17 protein-coding genes and 1 pseudogene are annotated in these 20,475 nt (G+C 74.2%); 7 read left to right on the top strand and 11 right to left on the bottom strand.

The genetic code is table 11. The features are described 5' to 3' along the window. Positions 1-252 precede the first annotated feature (252 nt). Positions 253-1,737: a serine/threonine-protein kinase gene (locus NRO40_RS00545; protein WP_079046731.1), complete on the top strand. Its 1,485-nt coding sequence runs from the start codon at positions 253-255 to the stop codon at positions 1,735-1,737. Here NRO40_RS00545 and NRO40_RS00550 read toward each other — a convergent pair. The 4 genes from NRO40_RS00550 to NRO40_RS00565 form a co-directional block, all read right to left on the bottom strand. Next, a complete protein-coding gene (locus tag NRO40_RS00550; protein ID WP_058940126.1) occupies positions 1,725-2,345 on the bottom strand; it encodes a helix-turn-helix transcriptional regulator in 621 nt (206 codons plus the stop codon). The two genes, NRO40_RS00545 and NRO40_RS00550, sit on opposite strands and share 13 nt — an antisense overlap. A 62-nt stretch (positions 2,346-2,407) precedes the next feature. After that, entirely contained in the window at positions 2,408-3,634 is a 1,227-nt protein-coding gene (locus NRO40_RS00555; protein WP_079046730.1) for a threonine synthase, read from the bottom strand. A gap of 111 nt (positions 3,635-3,745) precedes the next feature. Beyond that, entirely contained in the window at positions 3,746-5,362 is a 1,617-nt protein-coding gene (locus NRO40_RS00560) for an ADP-ribosyltransferase domain-containing protein (protein WP_058940032.1), read from the bottom strand. 85 nt (positions 5,363-5,447) lie between these two features. Beyond that, complete coding sequence (locus NRO40_RS00565; RefSeq protein ID WP_058940031.1) at positions 5,448-6,125, bottom strand: macro domain-containing protein; 678 nt, start codon at positions 6,123-6,125, stop codon at positions 5,448-5,450. A gap of 203 nt (positions 6,126-6,328) precedes the next feature. Here NRO40_RS00565 and NRO40_RS00570 point away from each other — a divergent pair, with 203 nt between their 5' ends. Then, positions 6,329-6,574 (top strand): hypothetical protein, encoded by a 246-nt coding sequence (locus NRO40_RS00570; RefSeq protein WP_058940030.1) that lies wholly within the window; start codon positions 6,329-6,331, stop codon positions 6,572-6,574. 48 nt (positions 6,575-6,622) lie between these two features. Here NRO40_RS00570 and NRO40_RS00575 read toward each other — a convergent pair whose 3' ends face one another. After that, entirely contained in the window at positions 6,623-7,819 is a 1,197-nt protein-coding gene (locus NRO40_RS00575; protein ID WP_058940029.1) for a PP2C family protein-serine/threonine phosphatase, read from the bottom strand. An 11-nt stretch (positions 7,820-7,830) separates the two neighbouring features. Next, positions 7,831-9,435 carry a sensor histidine kinase gene (locus NRO40_RS00580; RefSeq protein ID WP_058940028.1) on the bottom strand — a complete coding sequence of 535 codons (1,605 nt, stop codon included), beginning with the start codon at positions 9,433-9,435 and terminating at the stop codon, positions 7,831-7,833. Positions 9,436-9,544: 109 nt separating this feature from the next. Between NRO40_RS00580 and NRO40_RS00585 the strand changes: the two genes are divergently transcribed. Then, entirely contained in the window at positions 9,545-10,315 is a 771-nt protein-coding gene (locus NRO40_RS00585) for a response regulator (protein ID WP_232790909.1), read from the top strand. Positions 10,316-10,409: 94 nt separating this feature from the next. Here NRO40_RS00585 and NRO40_RS00590 read toward each other — a convergent pair whose 3' ends face one another. Next, complete coding sequence (locus tag NRO40_RS00590; RefSeq protein WP_058940027.1) at positions 10,410-11,627, bottom strand: trans-sulfuration enzyme family protein; 1,218 nt, start codon at positions 11,625-11,627, stop codon at positions 10,410-10,412. 64 nt (positions 11,628-11,691) lie between these two features. On the opposite strand from NRO40_RS00590, the gene NRO40_RS00595 reads away from it, so the two are divergent. Together NRO40_RS00595 and NRO40_RS00600 are read left to right on the top strand one after the other, a co-directional pair. Next, positions 11,692-13,170, top strand: a complete 1,479-nt coding sequence (locus NRO40_RS00595) for an aminotransferase-like domain-containing protein (protein WP_058940026.1) — start codon at positions 11,692-11,694, stop codon at positions 13,168-13,170. 239 nt (positions 13,171-13,409) lie between these two features. After that, entirely contained in the window at positions 13,410-14,009 is a 600-nt protein-coding gene (locus NRO40_RS00600; protein ID WP_079046727.1) for a DM13 domain-containing protein, read from the top strand. 220 nt (positions 14,010-14,229) lie between these two features. Here the strand turns inward: NRO40_RS00600 and NRO40_RS00605 are convergent, their stop codons facing one another. Then, positions 14,230-14,925, bottom strand: a complete 696-nt coding sequence (locus NRO40_RS00605; RefSeq protein ID WP_058940025.1) for an ester cyclase — start codon at positions 14,923-14,925, stop codon at positions 14,230-14,232. A gap of 283 nt (positions 14,926-15,208) precedes the next feature. Here NRO40_RS00605 and trxA point away from each other — a divergent pair, with 283 nt between their 5' ends. After that, positions 15,209-15,535 carry a thioredoxin gene (trxA, locus tag NRO40_RS00610; RefSeq protein ID WP_058940024.1) on the top strand — a complete coding sequence of 109 codons (327 nt, stop codon included), beginning with the start codon at positions 15,209-15,211 and terminating at the stop codon, positions 15,533-15,535. Positions 15,536-16,223: 688 nt separating this feature from the next. On the opposite strand, the gene NRO40_RS00620 is transcribed toward trxA, so the two are convergent. The 3 genes and pseudogenes from NRO40_RS00620 to NRO40_RS00630 all read right to left on the bottom strand — a co-directional run bounded on the left by NRO40_RS00620 (position 16,224) and on the right by NRO40_RS00630 (position 19,161). Beyond that, a complete protein-coding gene (locus NRO40_RS00620; RefSeq protein ID WP_107114962.1) occupies positions 16,224-17,099 on the bottom strand; it encodes a glycosyltransferase family 2 protein in 876 nt (291 codons plus the stop codon). Positions 17,100-17,335: 236 nt separating this feature from the next. After that, positions 17,336-18,085 carry a dienelactone hydrolase family protein gene (locus NRO40_RS00625; protein ID WP_058940023.1) on the bottom strand — a complete coding sequence of 250 codons (750 nt, stop codon included), beginning with the start codon at positions 18,083-18,085 and terminating at the stop codon, positions 17,336-17,338. A gap of 114 nt (positions 18,086-18,199) precedes the next feature. Next, positions 18,200-19,161: pseudogene (locus tag NRO40_RS00630) on the bottom strand (AraC family transcriptional regulator). A gap of 116 nt (positions 19,162-19,277) precedes the next feature. Here NRO40_RS00630 and NRO40_RS00635 point away from each other — a divergent pair. Next, positions 19,278-20,126, top strand: a complete 849-nt coding sequence (locus NRO40_RS00635) for an NmrA family NAD(P)-binding protein (protein ID WP_058940022.1) — start codon at positions 19,278-19,280, stop codon at positions 20,124-20,126. Positions 20,127-20,475 lie beyond the last annotated feature (349 nt).

Below are 20,475 nucleotides of genomic sequence, written 5' to 3' on the forward strand. Positions count from 1 at the left end.
CCTCCGTCCTTCCGTCATGCCCCGGACCGGGGCCTCCTCCGCGCGGGCCCCGATCCGGACTTTCCGCTCCCGGCACGGATGGCCGGGCGCTGAGGGGGCACGCGTAGTCCGTGCTCGCACACGGTCGGGCTGCGGCCTGCCGTCCGGCGCCGGGCGCGGTCCGGCAGTCATGCGGTCGGGCGACGGCCCGGCACGGACGTACGTGGGCGGGCGGACGGGAAGGTGTCAGCGGAACGCACGCAGGGAGCACAGATGAAGGTCCGCCCGTGGTCCATCCGACCGGATCTCCGGCTCACGGCCCATGTGGTCGCCGGCCGCTACCGGCTCGACGACCTGCTCGGGCGCGGCGGTGCGGCTGACGTGTACGAGGGGCTGGACCTGCGCCTGCGACGGCCGATCGCGGTGAAGGTCTTCCGACCGGAGAGCGCGGTCCAGACGGAGGAGCGCTTCGACCACGAGGGCCGCTTGCTGGCCCGGCTGGAGCACCCCGGGCTGGTCACCGTGTACGACTCCGGCCAGGAGGACGGGCAGCCGTACCTGGTGATGCAGCTCATCAAGGGGACGACGTTGCGCCGGCGCATCGCCACGGCCCCCCTGACGCCCGGCGAGGCCGGCCGGACCGGTGCCGCACTGGCCTCGGTCCTGGCCCACGTCCACGCGGCCGGTGTCGTGCACCGCGACGTCAAGCCGTCGAACATACTCCTGGACGGGGCGGGCGCCCCGCACCTCACCGACTTCGGCATCTCCCGGCTGCTCGACACCACCGCCCACACCAGCACCGGCACACTCGTGGGCACGGCCGCGTACATGGCGCCCGAGCAGGTGCTGGGCCAGGGAGCCGGGCCGGCCGCGGACGTGTACAGCCTCGGTCTGGTCCTCCTGGAGTCCCTGAAGGGCGAACTGGAGTACGCGGGCGCTCCGATGGAAGCCGCGATCGCGCGGCTGCACCGGCCCCCCGTCATCCCCGCGGACCTCCCGCGTGACCTCGTCGCGCTGCTGGAGGCCATGACGGATCCGGACGAGAACAGCCGGCCGGACGCCGACGCCTGCTCCAGGGCGCTGGCCGCGGTGCCGGACGCGCGCCCGGCGCTGCCCCTCCCGGGCGCCCGCCCGCCGGGCGACGACCACGATCCCGCGGACGACACGCTGCACTCGCAGGACACCGACGCGCGCACCGGTGGCGCCGGTGCGGTGGACGCGGCGGCACCGGGCGACGGCCGGGCCGCCCCGGAGCCGGCTGTCCCGGCGCCCGCTCCGTCGTTCCGTACCGGCCGGGCCCTGCTGACGGCGGGTGCGGCACTGGCCGTGTTCGGCGTCACCCTGACCGGATCGATCGACGGACGTCCCGTCGAGGGCGAGGGCGCGGTGCCCCCACCCCGAGTGGCCGTGACGGACCCGCCGTCGGCCTCGGTGGACCACCCCGACCCGTCGCCCCCCTCCCCCGCCGTACCGGCTTCCGACCCGGGCCCGCTCACGAGCTCCCCCACCGACACCTCCGACACGGCGGCCGGCCGGACCGGCCCGACGGCCGACGAGCGTCCCGAGACCGGCACCGACGCCGACGCCGAAGGGGCTCCGGCCACCTACCGGGACGGGCAGGGCAATGCCCGGGGCAACGCGGCGGGGGGTCCTGGGCGTGACGAGACGGACGCGAAGCCGGCCAAGGTCAAGCCGCCGAAGGAGGAGAAGGGCCACAAACACGGCGGGGGGTCGCCGGGCGGCGGTCAGCGCAGGTAGTTGTACACGGTGGCGCGGGAGATGCCGAGGAGATCAGCAAGGGCCTGGACGGAGTGCTTCACCCTCAGGTACCCGCGGTCCTTGAGCGCGCGGACGAGCTCGCGCCGGGCGGCCGTGTCCAGTCCGCGCGGCGTACTCCCCCGCGCGGCGGCGAACTCCTCGACCACCGCGCGAAGTTCGTCCACCGTCTGTGCCCGCAGTGTCTCCTCCACCGGCTCGTCCGACGGGTCGGTGCGCACCAGGTTGGCCAGGGTCCGGGCCGCGGTGCCGAGGAGGGACACGTCGAGGTTGAGGCAGATGGCCGCCACGTACTCGCCCCGGCTGTTCTTGAGCCCGATCGACGTGCTCTTGGCGGGTCGGCCGTCGGGGAAGCTGTTGGGGTAGTTCTGCAGGATGCCCGGGTAGTCCGGGTCCTCGATGCGGGCGAGACCGAGCTCGGTGGCCCCGGCGCCGACCTGCCGGCCGGAGAGGTTGTTCTCGATGGCGCGCACGGCGTGCCGCGGGTCGCGCAGGTCGTGCAGCACCACCTCGCACAGTCCGGGGAACATGGCGCCCAGCGCGGTGACGATCTTCTCGGCCTCGCGCAGCAGCAGGTCGTCCTCGCTCATCGGCGGGGCGGGGTGGGAGGTGGCGCGCTCCGGCGCGGGCCCGGAGTCGCCCGGCCCGGCCGTCATGCGGCACCGTCCCCGGCCGGGGCCCCGGCTCCGCTGCCGTCGCCGGTTCCGGTACTGCCGCCGGTTCCCTTCCCCGTGCCGGCCGCCGACAGCAGGCGGTCCGTCGCGGCGGGGGCCTTGAGCCCCGAGCCGGTCAGCACGACCACCGTCGTCTCGCCGTCCCGGATCGCCCCCCGCTCGCGGAACAGCGTCACCGCCGCCGCGGCGGTCGCGCTGGTGGGCTCCGCGTACAGACCCGACGCCGCCAGGCGCCGGGCGGCGGCCATGATGGCCTCCTCGGACAGCGCGACGGTGTCCCCGCCCGAGCGGCGGATCGCGTCGACCACCTCCGGCTGCCGCACCGGCTCCCGGATCGCCGTGCCCTCGGCGACCGTCGGCCCGAAGGCGGGCGCCGGCAGACCCTGGAACGCCGCGTGCAGCGGGGCGCAGGCGGCGGGCTGCGCCACGAGCAGCCGGGGCAGCCGGGGGATCTGCCCGGTGGCGAGCAACTCGGAGAAGCCGAGGTCGCAGCCGAGGACGATGCTGCCGGCCCCCGCGACCGTGACCACGGCGTCGGGGGCCCGGAAGCCGAGGTCCTCCCAGAGTTCGTAGGCGAGGGTCTTGGTGCCCTGCAGGAAAAACGGGTGCCAGTTGTGCCCGGCGTAGCAGGTGTCGGCCGACCGGCGCAGGGCCTCGGCTGCGGTCTCGTCGCGACCGCCCGGCACCGTGTCGACGGCGGCGCCGTACGCCCGGGTCTGCAGGACCTTCGCCGGTGACGTGCCCTCGGGGACGAGGATGGTGACGCCGATCCCGGCGGCGGCACCGTAGGCGGCGACGGACGACCCGCCGTTGCCCGAGCTGTCCTCGACGACCTCCCGCACCCCGCTCGCGGCCAGCGCGGAGACCATGACGCTGCTGCCCCGGTCCTTGAAGCTGCCGGTGGGGCTGAACCACTCCAGCTTGAACAGGACCCGCTCGCCGTCCCACGTCCCCTCGACGAGCGGGGTGCGGCCCTCGCCGAGGCTGACAGGCCGCTCCCCGCAGACGTCGGGCAGCGCGGCCCGGTACCGCCAGAGCGAGCGGGTGCCGGTGTCGACGCCGGAGGGGGTGAGGCCGGGCAGTGGCGACACTGTCAGCGGCGCGCCGTCGTCGCCGCGCCACCGCAGCGGGTCCAGCGCGTAGGTACGGCCGGAGCGTACGTCGACGAGGTGCGGACTGGTCCCCGGGGAGTCCTGCTGCGGCACGGCTGCCCTCCTTCCGCGTCGACCGGGCGCCGACGACTTGGACAGGCTATCCAAGTCTGGACAGAAGGTCCAAGGAAGAGGCAAGCCCCCGTCCCGGTCGTGCGCGGGCCGTCAGGAGACGAGGGGGGCGGCGTCCACTTCAGCCAGCCTGACCGTGCACAGGCCGCCGCGCTCCGCCGTCACGTCCGTCACCCGCAGCTGGGTGCCCGGCGCGAGGATGTACTCCTCCTCCCCGGTGAAGGCGGAGAAGCTCCGGATACCGACCGCGTGCGCGGGTGTGACCTCGAAGAGCGTCCGCTTGCCGCGGTTGCCCAGGAAGGATCGGGCCACGCCGAGCTCGGAGGTGCACGAGGAGACGCCCCACCAGGTCACCGTCCGCCCGACCGGGTACTGCGCCCGCAGGTCCAGCGACACGCCGCGCCACAGGGGCCGGGTGTGGGCGGGCAGCCCCGAGACCGCGGAGAACAGCAGCCGCAGGTACGGCAGGTACGGCACGACCTTGGTCCGGTCCGGGGAGCGCAGGACGGCGTTGATCTCCCGGTAGAAGGCCGACTCGCAGGTGTACAGGTGGAGCGCGGCGATCGCGTGCGCGGACAGGCCGCCGGCCGTCTCGTCCGCGCGCCGCCTGCCGAACTCCCCGGACCGGTCGATGTGCCGGCCCAGCCCGGGCAGCACGCCGGCGACCGGGGCGACGGCGTCCCGGAAGTCCATCAGCGGGGTGTCGAACACCCCGGTGATCGCCGGGAGGACGAGTCCCTCGTCCTTGACGCTGGTGAGCCGCTCCAGATACAGCTGGTGCAGCTCCATCGTCGAGGCGATGAAGGCACCCATGCGGGCCGCGACGTCGCCGTCCGTACCGCCCGCGTCGACCGCCGCCTCGTCCCACCCCTTGCTCGGCAGCCAGTCGATCTCCTCGGCGCCCAGCGACGCGAGGGCCGCGTTGACCGTGGCGAAGTGGTCGCCCTCGCAGAAGAGGTCGCCCTGGGCCGCGGGGTTGGCGTGGTCGATGTGCCGGACCTCGACGTCCGGGTACTTCTTCTGCAGCCGCAGGACGATCCTCTTCAGGCTGCGCGCGTGCGCCCCCCACCAGGCGAAGACGACGCCGCGGTCCTCCTCGTCGGCGTCCTGCTTGGCCTTGAGGATCTCCTCGACGATCCGTTCGGCGACGGGCCGCCAGAACGCGGTGTGCCGGTCGGCTCCCATCGCGCCGTCGCCACTGGCGGTGAGCGACGCGTTCAGCAGGAGCACGCCCTGCGTGAGCATCGCCTGGAACCACTCCGGCGGCTGGACCGTCTCCCGCTCCTTCAGCAGGGCCCGCACGTCCGCGATGGGGGTCTTCCGGGCGATGCCGTACTTCCACATGGCGGCCGCCTTGATGAGGCAGCGGATGCTGACGACCCTGCCGAACTGGCTGTCCTTCCAGTCGTTGAAGGTGTTGTCGAACATCGCTATGCCGGTGGCGCTCTCCGGCCGCGGATACGGGTTCTGCCCGAAGACGACCACCTTCCACTTGTGCGGAGGGTGCGGCTTGAGGGCCTGGAAGGTCAGTTCCCGGACGGGGACGACCTCCGGGCTCCGGCCCTGGCCGATGAACCCGGCCGCGTCCGGCTGCGCCTCGATGACGGGCTTGAGCAGCGGGAGCCAGGGCTCACCCCCGCCCTTGAAGAGGTCGGTGAGACCCAGCGGGTCGTCGGCGTCGGGCTGGGCCGGGGTGGTGGCGTCACTCATGGGGGTGGGGCTCCCGGTCGTCGTACCTGGGGGGTGGACGTGGTCGGCGGGCCCACCGGCCGGGGGGCCGGCGGGGTGGACGGGGTCAGGGGCGAAAGGGACGCCCTTTGGGCGGCACGATGCGCACCCGCTCCCCCACCTGGGCGTTCTCGATGCCGTCGAGCTGGGCGGTGATCGTGGCGCGCAGCTCGTCGTCGTCCTCGAACCAGTGGTCGTGGAAGAGCGTGTAGCCGGTCCACATCAAGTCGGCGCAGACCCGGGCCGGCACCCGGCCGGTCTGCGCGCCCATCCCGACCAGCGCCACCGAACGGACGCTGCCCGGCACCAGTCGGTTCTGCCGGTGGACGGCCTGGAAGGCGGCGGCGCACGCCAGCGCCACGTTCAGCGTGTCCCGCACGTTCTGGGAGGACCGGACCATGGTCGGCGTCGATATCAGGTACCGCGGGACGGCCGCGCCCGACGGGACGCAGACCGCGCTGCCCACCGGGAGGCTCCCGGCGAACCGGTCGCGGATCGCCCGCTGCACCCGCAGCTGGATGCCGGCTCCGAGGTGCCGCTTGATGGCGGCGTCGACCCCGCCGTCCATCCGACCCCGGGAGTTGGTCGGCGTGACCCACGCGTCGACGTTCTCGGCGAGGATCGAGCCCCGGCGGATCTCGATGCCGGGAGTGTCGGCGAAGGCCGCCCGCCACGCCTCGACCACACGCTCGTTGACATCGGTCAGCACCACCCTGAGCGCGGGCCCCACACGGTTCTCCGTCATCGTCCACTCCTGTCGGGAAACAGCCCTTCCAACACCCCGGACGCTAGCCGCCACCACTGACAACGCCGCTGCGACCAGGGGGGAGTGAGCCGTCGTCACGACCCCCGGAGGGCAGCGGGCGTCGGCGTCGGCCGATGATGGGTACGCAAGTACCGCCCGGCCCCGCCGCCCGCGCCCGGGCTTCCGTAGGAAGAGGACGTTTCGTGATTCAGCCCCCCGCCCGGGTGTCGTGCCGGCTGTGCCTGATCCTGCGCATCGACAGGGCCACCTCGTCGGGCCCCTGGTTCATGGTGCTGATGGTGGTGCTCATGGGGCTGGGGTTCACGGATTCGCCCCTCGGGTACGCGGCTGCCGTCGCCCTCTTCGTCACCTGGGTCGGCCTCGGAACCATCGGCAAAAGGCACGAGGCGCGAGGCGAAGGGCACCACCACGCCGGGCACGAGCGGTGACGGCCGCACACCGGCTCCGCGCGCCCCGCTCGCCCGGATCCCCCTCGGCTACGGGCGGGCGGGGCGGTCGCCCCAGTCGAGCCGGAGCACGGCGAGGTCGTCGGAGTGACGTCCGGCGTTGAGCTTGTGGGTCCGCTCGATGAGGAGGTCGACGTGAACGGCCGGATCCGTCGGCGGCAGGTCCTCGATCAGCGTGAGCAGCCCTTCGACGCCGAGCCGTTCGCTCGACGCCCCGTTGTGCCCTTCGGTCAGGCCGTCGGTGTAGAGGGTCAGAGCCCCGGTGGGCGGGAGGGCGACCACCGTGGGCGGCCAGCTCCGCAGACCGGGGAGGATGCCGAGGGCGATGCCGTGCGCCGCGGCCACCTCCTGGGTCCCCTCGTCGGTGGTGAGGAGGGGTTCGTGGTGGCCGGCGAGGTGGAGCGTCGCGGTGCCGGCGCCCTGGTCGAGGGTGAGGAGGGTGCAGGTGGCGAACATGTGCCGGCCGCCGCGCTCGGCGATCAGGATGCGTTCCATCAGGTGCAGCAGGTCGTCGCCGCGGTGTCCGCCGAGGACGAGGGAGCGCCAGGCGATGCGCAGGCAGACGCCGAGTGCCGCGGCGTCGGGGCCGTGCCCGCTGACGTCGCCGACGACGGCGTGGAGCAGCCCGTCGTCACCCTCCACCACGTCGAGGAAGTCCCCGCCGAGCAGGGCCATGGCGGCGCCCGGCAGGTAGCGGGAGGTCACCCGCACCGTGGAGGTGTCGAGGATCGGCTGGGGCAGCAGGCCGCGCTCCAGGCGGGCGTTCTCCTCGGCCCGCAGCCGCGCGGCCTGGGCCTCGGCGCTCGCGCGTTCCGTCTTGCTGCGGTAGACGGCGTACCGCACCGTCCGGTGCAGCAGGTCCGCTTCGACCTTCCCCTTGACGAGGAAGTCCTGGGCGCCCGCGGCCATGGCGTCGGTGCCGGCCTGGGCCTCGGACAGCCCGGTCAGCACGATGACCGCGGTGTGCGGGGCCATGGCGCGGACGGCGGCGACCGCGTCGATGCCGGACACGTCGGGCAGGTGCAGGTCGAGGAGGATGCAGTCGATCGGCGCGCCGGCGGCCAGCCGGCTGCGGGCCTCGGCGAGCGTGGCCCTCGTGGTCAGTTCGAACCGCAGCCCCGTGTCGTGGAGGAGCTCCTCGACGAGCAGGGCGTCGCCCTCGTCGTCCTCGATGAGGAGGATGCGGTACGTCGTCCCGCCGGAGGCCGCGTCGGGACCGGCGGTCATCGCTGGGGTCATCATGCCTGCTCCGGGCCGGAGCGGCTGGCCTCCGGCAGGGTGGACGGGCCGGGGTTCTCCGGCGGCCGGGGTGCCAGGGTGAAGGTGATGCGCGCGCCGTCCCGGTACGTCGTGTCGACCGCGATGGTGCCGCCGTGGAACTCGACGATCTTCTTGCACATCGCGAGGCCGATACCGCTGCCGGAGTAGGTGTCCTTGGTGTGCAGCCGCTGGAAGATCACGAAGACCTTGTCGGCGTACTCCGGTGCGATGCCGATGCCGTTGTCCGTGACCGTGAAGCGCCACAGGTCGCCTTCCCGGGCGGCTGTGACGTGGATCTCCGGCGCCTGGTCCGGGCGGCGGAACTTGACGGCGTTGCCGATCAGGTTCTGCCAGAGCATGCCCATCTGGGTGGGGTCGGCGACCAGGGACGGCAGCGGTTCGTGGGTGACCAGCGCCCCGGACTCCTCGATGCCGACGCTCAGCGAGGACAGGGTCCGCTCCAGGACCTCGTCCAGGTCGACCTCCTCGTGGGCGTTGTGCAGGCGGCCGACGCGGGAGAAGTCGAGCAGGTCGTTGATGAGCGTCTGCATGCGGTTCGCGCCGTCGACCGCGAAGTCGATGTACTGGTCGGCCCGCGCGTCCAGCTGCCCCCCGTAGCGCCGCTGGAGGAGCTGGGTGAAGCTGGACACCTTCCGCAGCGGCTCCTGCAGGTCGTGGGAGGCGACGTACGCGAACTGCTCCAGTTCGGCGTTGGACCGCTGCAGGTCCGCGGCCTGCGCGTCGAGGCGCAGACGCGCCTCCTCACTGAAGGCCAGCTCACGCACCAGGCGCCTGCGCATGAAGTCGATCTCACCGCTGAGATGCCGCAGGTCGGCCGGGCCGGTCGGGGTGATGGGGTGGTCGAAGTCACCCCCGGCGATGGTGCGGGCGTCCGTGCCGAGCTGCTCCAGCGGCTGGTTGATGCCGCGGCGCAGCCCTTCGAAGACGAAGGCGGTGAGGACGACGATCAGGACCGCGATGGCGCTGAACACCCAGTTGCGCAGGGCTATCGTGGCCGTCAGGTCGTCCCTCGCCCGGTCGAGGTCCGCGCGCAGGCGCTCCTGCTGACCGCTCAGGGCGACCCGTACGGCGTCGAAGGCCGCCTTGCCGTCCGCCGCGCGCGCGGCGGCGAGCGGCGAGGGCGTGCCGGGCGGCGTGGCGGCGACCGGGCGGGCGATCATCTCCTGCCACCTCGCCACACGGTCCTGCACGGCCTCGAGGTCGGCGAGGGCGGCCCGGTCGCCGCGCAGCAGCCCGGCCAGGTCGGCGGCGCTCGCCCGCTGCTCGGTGAGGCCCTGCTCGTACGGGGCTATGAACTCCGGAGTGCCGGTGAGTCCGTAGCCGCGGATGCCGGTCTCCTGGTTGAGGATGGCCGATTCCAGGCGGATCGCGGTGGTCAGCGCGGGGGACCGCACGTCGACGAGGTCCGTGCTGAGCGCCTGCGTCCGTGACAGGACCCACCCCCCCGCCGTCCCGAGCAGCGCCAGGACCACCAGGGACACGGCCGCCCCCACACGAAGCCACCGCCGGGTCGTCCATGTGGAGAGCCCTCGCGTACGCGGTTGCTTCTCTTCGCTGGTCATCCTCTGGGCTCCTCGCTGTGACAGCCGCTGCGTGGGGTACGGCCAGCCCACCTTAATCGGCGACAACGTTTGTTGTCGCACGGCTGTCCCGGGGCCTAGAGTGCCAGGTGTGCCAGGCAAAAACTTCCACATGCGGACCACTCCGCAGGAGACGGCCGGCCTCGCGGAGGCGGCGGTCGGCGCACTCGCGCAGCGCCTCGCCCACCAGCTGCTGGAAGCCTCCTCGCACCCGGCACCGGACGATCCGACGCGGGCCCTGGCCATGCTCCACGTGCTGGACCACCTCCAGCAGGCCACCGAGCGGCTCCAGCGGGAGGCGGCCGTGGCCGCCGCGCGCGCGGGGGCCGGCTATCCGCAGCTCGGTGCCGCCTGCGGTCTGACCCGCCAGGGCGCCCGGCGCCGCTGGCCGGGGATCTACCACCACTCCCACGAGAAACCAACGGAGCTTCCGACGATGACCAGCCCCGCCCGCCCCTTCGACGTCCTGCTGGTCGAGGACGACGTCGCCGACGCCATGCTCATCGAGGAGGCCCTCTCCGAGCGCGGCGCCCGCAACCTGGTCCGGGTCACCGACGGGGTCGCCGCGCTGGAGCACCTGCGCGCGTCGGACACCGCGCGGCCCGACCTCATCGTCCTGGACCTCAACATGCCCCGGATGAACGGCCGCGAGCTGCTGAAGGTGCTGAAGACGGACGAGGACCTGCAGACGATCCCCGTGGTCGTGCTCACCACGTCCACCGCCCCGGACGACGTGACCGACGCCTACAGCAGCCACGCCAACGCCTACGTGACCAAGCCGGTCAACCTGGAGGAGTTCGAGCGGGCCGTCCAGAGCATCGACGCCTTCTACCTCGACACCGCCACCCGCCCGCGCCCCTGACCCATCCGGGAGGCGGCGCCCCGCGCAGGCGCCGCTCTGGTGTGCGCGGCCCGGTCCGAGGGGCGGCTCGCCGACCTGACCGGCGAGCTGTCTCTCAGGCCGACGGGCCCGGGTTTCGGGCCGAGGCCTTCGCCAGCGCCTGCTCCAGGTCGGCCCACAGGTCCTCGACGTGCTCGATGCCGACGGACATCCGTACCGTGCCCGGGCCGATGCCCGCCGCGTCGAGGGCCGCCGCGTCGAGCCGGCGGTGCGAGGTGGAGGCCGGGTGCATGACCAGGGTCTTCACGTCGCCGAGCGACGCGGTCAGGGCGGCCAGGCGAACCCCCTCGATGAAGGCGCGGCCCGCCGCGCGTCCGCCCGCCAGGTCGAAGGAGACGACCCCGCCCCCGCCCCGGGGCAGCAGCCGCCGCGCCACGGCGTGATCGGGGTGCCCGGGGAGTGCCGGGTGGCGTACGGCCGCCACCGCCGGGTGTGCGGCGAGCCGGCCGGCCAGGTCGACGGCGCTCGCGCTCTGCCGCTCGATCCGCAGCGGCATCGTCTGCAGGCCGCGCAGGGTCAGCCAGGCCGCGAAGGGGTCGGTGACGGCGCCCTGGTCGACCGCGTGGTGGCGGATGCGGCCGTACAGCCCGGGGTCCGCGAAGACGGCGATCCCGCCGAGGACATCCGCGTGCCCGGCGAGGTACTTGGTCGCGGAGTGGATGACGACGTCGGCGCCGTACTCGATCGGCCGGCACAGCAGCGGCGAGGCGAAGGTGTTGTCGACGGCGCTGGGGATTCCCGCCTCGGTGGCCACGGCGATCAGGGCGGGCAGGTCGGAGACCCGGGTGGTGGGGTTGGCGATGGTCTCCAGGTACAGCAGCCGCGTCTTCGGCCGCAGCGCCCGCCGGACCTCCTCCGGGTCGGTCCCGGAGACGTACGTCACCTCGACGCCCCAGCGCTCGGCGAGGTCGGTGAGGACCGCGTACGTGCCGCCGTAGAGGCAGCGCTGCGCGACGACGTGGTCCCCGGCGGCGAGGAGCCCGAGCAGGAGGCCGTTGATGGCGCCCATGCCGGAGGCGTAGGAGAGGGCCGCGACTCCGCCTTCGAGGCGGGCGACGGCGTCCTCCAGGGCGCGGACCGTCGGGTTGCCGAGGCGGCTGTAGACGAAGGTGTCGGGCGAGTGGAAGGCGTCGGCCATCGCGTCGGCGCTGTCGAAGGCGAAGATGTGCCCCTGGTGCAGCGGGACACCCAGGGGCGTGCTGCCGGTGATGGGCACCCGGGGAGGGTGGACGGCGAGCGTCTCGGGACGGAGGGCGGTCGTGTCGTCGTTCATGGGACCCAGTGAACGGGCGATCCGCTTGCGGTCACAGGACCAATCCCGGCAGATTGGTCCGGCGATGAAGCCAATCCCCCTCCCCCTCGACGAACTCGTCGCCCGGCTCGGCCGCTGGTCGGCCGGGCGGGGCCCGCTGTACCTGCTCCTCGCCGCCCGTTTCCGGCAGTTGATCGATGAGGGAGTGCTGGTCCCGGGTGCCCTGCTGCCGCCCGACCGGCGGCTCGCCGGGGCCCTGGCGGTGGGCCGGACGACGGTCGTGGCGGCGTACGACACGCTCCGTCAGGAGGGGCGGCTCGTACGGAGGCAGGGCAGTGGGACGCGTGTCGCGTCCGCCGCGCTCCCGCCCGGGCCCCGTGTGCGCGAGACGTCGAACCCGCTGTTCCTGCATCTGCTGGAGGCGCCCGACGACGTGATCCTGATGAGCTGCGCGGCCCCGCTGGACCCACCGCCCGAACTGGCGGAGGCGTACCGGACGGTGACGCTCCCGCCGGGCGACCTGGGCTACCACCCGGCGGGCCTGCCGGTGTTGCGGGAGGCGGTCGCGGAGCGGTACCGGGCGCGGGGCGTACCGACCGGGCCGGAACAGGTCCTGGTCACCACGGGCGCCCAGCAGGGACTTTCGCTGCTGGTCCGGATGCTGGTGGCGCCCGGGGACGGGGTGCTGGTCGAGGCGCCGACGTACCCGGGGGCGCTGGACCTGTTCCGGGAGGCGGCCGCCGTCCTGCACCCGGTGGCGGTGGGGCCGGACGGGGTCGACGTGGCGGGCGCGGTCGCGGTGATGGAGCGTCATCGACCCGCGTTCGCGTACGTGGTGCCCCGGTTCCAGAACCCGACCGGGTCCCTGCTGCCGCCGTTGGCCGGCCGTCGGCTCGTCGAGGCGGCGAACGGGCTCGGGGTGCCGCTGGTGGACGACGAGGTGCTGACCGACCTCGCGTTCGCGCCGGGCACGCCGCCGCCGTCGCTCTCCTCCTACGGAGAGGTGATCGGGGTCGGCTCGCTGAGCAAGGTGGTGTGGGGCGGGCTGCGGATCGGCTGGGTGCGCGGCCCGGCACCGCTGATCGCCCGGCTGGCCCGGCTCAAGGCCATCCACGACCTCGGGTCCGACGTGCCGGCGCAGCGGGTGGCCGCGCAGATGCTGGGCGGCTTCGCGCCGATCGTGGCGGCCCGCGTGCGGGCGCTGCGCGCCGGCCACGACCACCTGCGGGCCGAGCTGGCGCGGCTGCTCCCGTCGTGGAGCTGTCCGCCGGCCGAGGGCGGCCAGACGCTCTGGGTGCGCCTCCCCCACGGCGACGGCGTCGCCTTCGCGCAGGTCGCGCTCCGGCACGGGGTGGCGGTGCTGCCGGGTGTCACGATGGACGCGCTGGGCGGCAGCACGCGCCGGCTGCGGCTGCACTTCCTGCTGCCTCCGGACGTCCTGTCGGAGGCGGTGGGCAGACTGGCGCGGGCGTGGAGTGAGTACGCGCCGCACGCCGCGGCGGCAGACCCCCCGTCCCCCCGTCCGGCGGCCCTGCCCGCGGCGCTGCACGCGATCGTGGTCTGAGGGGCGGGACCGTCGGGCGGGGCTCGGCCGGACCGCGCGCCGCGCGGCCGGCGGGTGGGCCGCCCGGGGCGGTGGGCCGATGGTACGGAGACGGCTCGCGGGTGGTGCGTGGGGGGTGCGCGGGCGGGTGGTGCGTGGACGGCGGATGGGCGCCGTGCGGCCGCCGTCCCGTCGCGCCGGTGCGTACGTGCGGGGATTCGTCGGCCTACGGCTTCTCACCCGCCCGGCGACCGCGTTGAATGTGCGGGGAAGGCCGGCACCGAGGAAAGGGACGCACCGTGGGGCGGGGTGGCAGGAAGCAGCTGTGGGTGGGGGCGGGGATCGCCTTCGCGGTGGTGCTCGTGAGCGGTCTGGTGTGGTTCAAGCCCTGGGCGCTCTGGGTGGACGAGACGGTGACCGAGGGGCTTCCCTCGACCGTGCCGGCGGCTCCGCGGCCGTCGCACGCCCCGTCGGCGGGGGTGTCGACGGCGCCCTCACCGAGCGGGCCCACGACCCTGGCACAGGGCACGTTCATCAGCCACGAGCACACGACGACCGGCGCGGTGAAGCTCCTGCGCCTCGAGGACGGGACGCACGCCCTGCGTCTGGAGGGCCTCGACACCAGCAACGGCCCCGACCTGCGGGTCTGGCTGACGGACGCGCCGGTGAAGGAGGGCAAGGCCGGATGGGGCGTCTTCGATGACGGGAAGTACGTCAGCCTGGGGAAGCTCAAGGGCAACAAGGGTGACCAGAACTACGTGCTGCCGGCGGACGTCGACGTGCCGGCGTACACGAGCGTCAGCATCTGGTGCGACCGGTTCGACGTGTCCTTCGGGGCCGCCGAACTCGTCCGCGCCTGACACGTGTCGGGGCCGGGGCCCGAAAGGCGCTCGGCACACCGTGCGTCCCTGGGTCCCGGCCCCTGGTCGGTCCTCCGCCACGCTCGGCCCCGGCGGGGCCGAGCGTGGCGGCCCGGCGGCCCCGGCGGCATGGGCGGCCCGGCGGTCCCGGCGGCATGGGCGGCCCGGCGGTCCGTGCTGGGCGACGGCCCGTGCGACCCGTGCGGGGCGACGGCGGTGGCTAGCCCTCCACGACGCCCAACTGCCGCATGACGCCCATGTCGTCGACGTTCCACCAGCTCTCCGCGATCTTCCCGCCGCGGCAGCGGAAGGTCGCGTGACCCGTGCCGGTGACGTCCCGGCCCGTGGGTTCGACGCCCTGGTAGGGGCCGACGTGACGGCCCTTGAAGGACATCCGCAGACAGACGGTGTCGCCCTCGGCGACGAGCCCCTCGATGGTGCACGTCGGCCGGAACGCCTCCATGATCTCCCGGTTCGCCTCCTTGGCGGTGGCCAGGTCCACGTCGTACGAGGGCTGGGACGGGTCGTGCTCGCGGTAGTCCGCGGTGCACAGCCGGTCGGCCGCCCCGATGTCACCCTTGTTGATCACCTCGTCCACGAAGCTCCGGACGACGAGCTTGTTGAGCTGCTCGTCCCGGACGACGTCCAGGTCCGTGAAGGTGGGCTCCCCGTCGCACAGGGCCACCATCTCCCGGAAGATCCGGTCGGTCTCCGGCAGCTTCGAGTTCTCCATCGCCTCCTCGTACGAGGGGAATTCCACGATCTCCAGGACGTGGGTGGAGTCGGAACGGTCCCGCGCCATCAACGAGTGCGTGGCCGTGCGCTTACCCTGTGTGGCCTCGACCCAGCTGTCCATCAGCCGGCTCATCTCGTCGACCCTGTCGGTCTTGCAGTCGATGATCTGGACGAATGTCATGACGCCTCCCGCCATAGGAGCGACTGCGCTGCTCTCAGCCTATGCCGGTCGCCCGTACCCGGCAGGGGTGGCAGCGCGGCCCACCGGAGGGGCCTGTCGGGCCCGCGGGCGGGCACCGGCCGGCGGGCGGGCACCGGCCGGCGGGCCGTCCACAGCGGCGTCGCGGGGTCGGCCGCGGCTTTCCGTGTCCCGGCGGGACGCGACCCGCGGGCGGGTGTTGACTGGCCGCCTGGCCGGGAAGGCCTGAGCTGTCCAGCGCGGAACGACGTGAAGGAGGCCCCCTGTGGCCCTCAAGACGGTGACCGACGCCTCGTTCGACGAGGACGTCCTCAAGAGCGACAAGCCCGTCCTGGTGGACTTCTGGGCGGAGTGGTGCGGGCCCTGCCGCCAGATCGCCCCGTCCCTCGAAGCGATCGCCCAGGAACACGGCGACAAGATCGAGATCGTCAAGCTCAACATCGACCAGAACCCGACGACCGCGGCCAAGTACGGCGTCATGTCCATTCCCACCCTGAACGTCTACCAGGGGGGTGAAGTGGTGCAGACCATCGTCGGCGCCAAGCCGAAGGTCGCCCTCGAACGGGAGCTGTCCTCCTTCCTCCAGGACTGAGCGCGCCTCGCGGGCTCCGGGTGCCGAGCGCCGGGGCTCGGGGGTGACGGGCGCCAGGGCGCCGGCCCCGCGGGTACGGGTGCCTGCGTCGGGAGCTCCGGGTTCCTGCGTCGGGGGCTACCGGGGGCCTACGTCGGGAGCTCCGGGGGCCTGCGTCGGGGGCTGCCGGTGCCGCCACGTCGGGTGGTGGGGACAGCCGGGCGCTCGGCGCGCGGCGCTGCCCGCCCGTCGGGACGGGCCCGGCGCCCGAGGCGGCGGCGGTGTCGCACCCGTGTCGCCCGACGCAGCGGCACGCGGTGGAGCGGCGTGGGGACAGCGTCAGCGCCGCCAGCCGCGCCTCCACCCCGGGTGGGGCGACGCGCCGCTCGCGCAGCACCCACGGCAGTGCGGCCAGGGCCGGTCCGAACGCGCGCGGCGACGGCAGGTCGCGCGGGACGGTACGGGCCAGGAAGACCGTCCGGCGCGGCGCGGCGCCGGCCGGGCGGCGCAGCCGGCAGGACCACAGCGTGCCGCGCGGGCCGTGGACGCGTCGCAGCGTGGAGTCCCTGGTGGCCGAGGGGGCTGGTGGACCGTCACGTCGGAGGCGTACACCAGCCACCACCCGCGTGACGCCCTGTCCGTCGCGAGGATGACGACCGTGGTGCGCGGGTCGGGCCCGGGGCGGTACGGGCGTCGGTGCCGACGTGGCTCACAGGAGGGCTCCTCGGGCGTCCAGGCGGCGGGCCGCGGCCTCCACGGCGGCGGGCAGCGGTCGTCGGTCCCGCAGTGCCGCCGGGAGTCGCCGGAGCATCTGGCGCAGGGCGGCACGGGCGTCCGGGTCGCGCCCGGCCTCTTGGAGGAGCTCCCGGGTGTGCCGCAGCGCGACGGGCAGGGGGCGGCGCAGCCAGGCCGTCAGGGCGGCGTTGCGGAGCTGGACGGCGGGGCGCCCCGGCCGGACGCCGCCGGTCGGGCTGTGGACGGCGACGACGTCGGGGCAGTGGCACACGCCCCAGCCGCGGGCCGTCAGGTCGTAGGCGAGGAGCGTCTCCTCGCCGCCGAGGAACAGGAGCGGGTGGTAACCGCCCGCCGCCAGGAAGGCCTTCCGTCGCGCCACGGCGGCGCAGGCGAGGAACCCGAAGACCTGGGGTCCCGGGAGGTCTTCGGCACGGCCGAGGGGTGAGGAGGCGAGCACATCGTTCATGGGGTCGGGTTCGCCCGCCGGGCCGACGTGGATCCGCGCCGCGACCAGCCCGAGCCTCTCGTGCCGGTCCAGGAGGTCCGCCGCGCGCCGCAGCGAGCCCGGCTCCCACCAGGAGTCGTCGTCGCTGAAGGCCACGTACGGAGTGCGGGCCCGCCGCACGCCCAGGGTGCGGCCGGGTGCCCCGAGGTTGCGGCCCGGGGTCAGCACCGTCGTCCCGGGGTGGTGGGCGGCCACGGCGTCCGGGGTGCCGTCGGTCGACGCGTTGTCCACGACGATGACCGGCGGCTCCTCTGGGAGGGCTGCGAGCCGGTCGAGTGAGCGCAGCAGCTGATCACGGCGGTTGTGGGTGATCACGATGACGGTGGTGCGGGCGTCAGGGCTCACGGGCGGGGCCTCCGAGACGTCGGACAGCAGCCGCCAGCATAGACAAATCGCCCCTGGGTGCGTCTTTTCTGCGCTTTCGCGAGGCGTGTTCACCGAGCGGGGTGGGCTTCGGGTGCCCGGCGGGAGAGGCCGGCGACCGCGGCGACCGGCGACCGCGGGGACCGGCGGCCGGCGGCCGGCGACCGCGGGGGACGGCCGGCCGTGCGCTCCCGTTTTCCGGTTGTCGAGCGGCCGAGTCAGCCGTCGGCGAGGGCGTGGCGGAGGAGCGGGAGCAGGCGGTCCCAGTGGCGCTGGAGCGCCGAGGGGTCGAAGGCGGCGGTGTCGGCCATGGTGAAGCCGTGGACGGTACCGGGATGGACCTCGGTGGTGTGGCGGACACCCGCGGCGTCGAGGGTCCGGTCGAGCTCGCCGATGGCCTCCGCCGACATGTCGTTCTCGGCGAGGCCGATGTGGACGCGGGCGGTGAGCCGGGGGGCCAGGCGGTGCGGACTGTCGGGCGCGTCGGTGACCAGGGGGCTCGGGTGGAAGCCGGCGACGGCGGCCACCCGGTCGGGGTGGGCCGCCGCGGTGCGCAGCGCCAGGACGGCGCCCATGCAGTAGCCGATCACGCCGACCGGCCCGGCGCCGACTTGGGGCTGGGCGGTGAGGAAGTCGAGGTAGGCGTCGGCGTCGCGCAGGGCCCGCTCGGTGGTGTGCGCCTCGACCAGCGGCATGAGCCGGGCGAAGAGCCCGGGTCGCGCCTCTTCTCCGATGTACTCGGGGAGTTCGACCACCGGCGCCGGGCCGTGCCGGTAGTAGAGGTTGGGGACGAGCACGTAGTAGCCGTGCGCGGACAGTTCGCGGGCCATCTCCCGCAGCACGGGCCGCAGTCCGATGGCGTCCATGTACAGCAGGACCCCCGGGTGCCGCCCGTCACCGTCGGGGAAGGCGGCGAAGGCGTCGGCCCGGCCGTCCGCGGTGGGTATCTGCAACGTCTTCGTGGGCATGCCGGATGTCCCTTCCCTGGGCTGGGGTCACCGTAGCAGGGGAGATCAAACACCGCTGGTCCGTGTCGAGTTGGCAGAGCGTGCGACCTGCCGGGCGCCACACATGACAATGTGTCAGGCGGGTCCGCGGGTCCGGACGCGGTGTTCGGTGGGGCGGATGCCCAGGGTTCGCTTGAAGGCGGCACTGAGGGCGTACGCGTTGGCGTACCCGACCTGGCGGGAGATCGCGTCGACGGTGGCGTCGGTGCGGGCCAGCAGGTCGGCGGCGTGGGAGATCCGCCATTCGGTGAGGTAGGCCATCGGCGGCCGGCCGACGACGTCGTGGAAGCGTTGGGCGAACCGGGCGCGGGACATGCCGGCCGCCGCGGCCAGCGAGGCGACCGTCCAGGGGCGGGCCGGGTCGCCGTGGATCAGTTTCAGCACCCCGCCGACCGCGGGGTCGCGGTGGGCGCGGTACCAGGCGGGGGCGTGGGCGTCCGAGTGGTCGAACCAGGCGCGGAGGCTGGAGAGGAGCAGCAGGTCGAGCAGTCGGTCGAGGATGACCTGGCGGCCGGGAGCGTCCGTGCGCAACTCGTTCTCGATCATCGTGAGCGGGAGGTGGCCCTCCGCGGCGGCGGGGACCAGGGCCAGGCGCGGCAGGGCGGTGAGGACCCGCTCCGAGACGTGGCCCCGGACCGGGTAGGTGCTCTTGAGGAGGACGGTGCCGGGGTCGGCGGGGTCCGCGGCGCCGGGCCCGCACATGGGCAGGACGTCACCCACGATGAGGGCCCCGTCGGGCGTGGCGCACCGGTAGCCGTCGCCGTCCGGGGCGTCCAGGAGGGCCATCGGCGGCGCCCGCGGGTCGTCCGCGACGGTGTAGGGCTCGGGTCCCGCCACGATCGCCACGTCCCCCTGCCGCAGCGGTACCGGATCCGCGCCGTCCGGGGTCAGCCAGGCGTCGCCGCGGAGCATCGTCAGCAGGGAGAGCGGCGCCCCGTCGAGGCACCGCAACGACCACGGGGGGTTGAGGACCGACTGGTCGAAGAGTGCCCTCGGGCGCGGACGTCCTGCAGCAGTCCGGACAGCGCGTCATCCATGCCGGCCGAGCCTGCGCGGCCGTTCCCCGCGCGGGCCCGGCGAGGGGAGACGCCCGGACATCGGAACGAGATGATCAGCCATCGCCCGTCCCGCCCCCGCGCCGTGTACTGAGTACATGATCACTGACAACACCCCTCGCATCCTCGTCCTCGGCGGCACCGGCAAGTCCGGCAGCCGCGTGGCCACCGCGCTCCGCCGTGGCGGCCTGTCCCCCGCCGTCGCCTCCCGCCGCGGCCCCGTCCGCTTCGACTGGGCCGACCGCTCGACCTGGAAGCCGGCCCTCGACGGCGTCGACGCCGTGTACGTGGTGGACTCCCAGGGCCCCGACGCGCCCGCCAAGGTCCGCGACTTCGCCGGCGCCGCCGCCCGAGCCGGGGTACGGCGGCTGGTGCTGCTGTCCGCCCGCATCTGGGGCGAGCTGGGCGGCGGCCGTCTCGCCACCGAGCAGGCCGTACGGGCGTCGGGCAGGGAATGGACGATCCTGCGCCCCACCTGGTTCGCCCAGGACTTCACCGAACTGGAGAGCCTGGCCTCCCCGCTGGACGCCCCGGGCGAGCTGCGGCTGCCCACCGGGGAGGGCCGGGAGGCGTTCGTCGACCTGGAGGACCTCGCGGACGTGGCGGTGGCGGCGCTGACGGAGGACGCGCACGCGGGGCGTACGTACGTCCTGTCGGGCGCCCGGTCCCTCGGCTTCGGGGAGGCGGTCGCGGAGATCGCCCGTGCGACGGGCCGACCGCTGCGCTTCGTCCCGGTCTCCGAGGACGCCTACCGGGCGGAGTTCACCGCACGGGGATACCCGGACGCCGTGGCCGACGAACTGCCGGCCATGTACCGGCACATCCGGGAGGAGCGCGGGGCGACGGTGACCGACGGCGTCCGCGAGGCGCTGGGCCGCGCGCCGCGCGACTTCGCGGAGTACGTCGCCCGGACCGACTTCGACGCCGCCCGAGCCTCCGTCTCCTGACGGGATCGGCCCGCGCCCGGGCACCCGATGACGACTCCCGGCCGGAGCGGGAGCTCGCCCCGCGCGCCGCACACCGTCGCCGTGGGGCCCCGGTGTGCGGCGCGCTCGTGGCGCGGGAGCGACGGAGACGGATCAGAGGCCGGCGGACCTGTCGCCGGCCTGCGGAGGGGCCGGCGGGGCGGGTGCGCGCGCCGTGGGCCCCGTCCGCCGGGTGCGGGCCGGGGCCGACGCCGCGTCGGCGCGAATCGGACACGGCCCGCTCGGGCCCGGTCTGCGGTGAGGGGCATTCGGGCCCTACTGACCAGTACTTTCCGGCTCGGGTGCGGCCGGCGCCCCACAGCGCATTCAC

The organism is Streptomyces changanensis (genome assembly GCF_024600715.1).
In the GTDB taxonomy this organism is placed as follows: domain Bacteria; phylum Actinomycetota; class Actinomycetes; order Streptomycetales; family Streptomycetaceae; genus Streptomyces; species Streptomyces changanensis.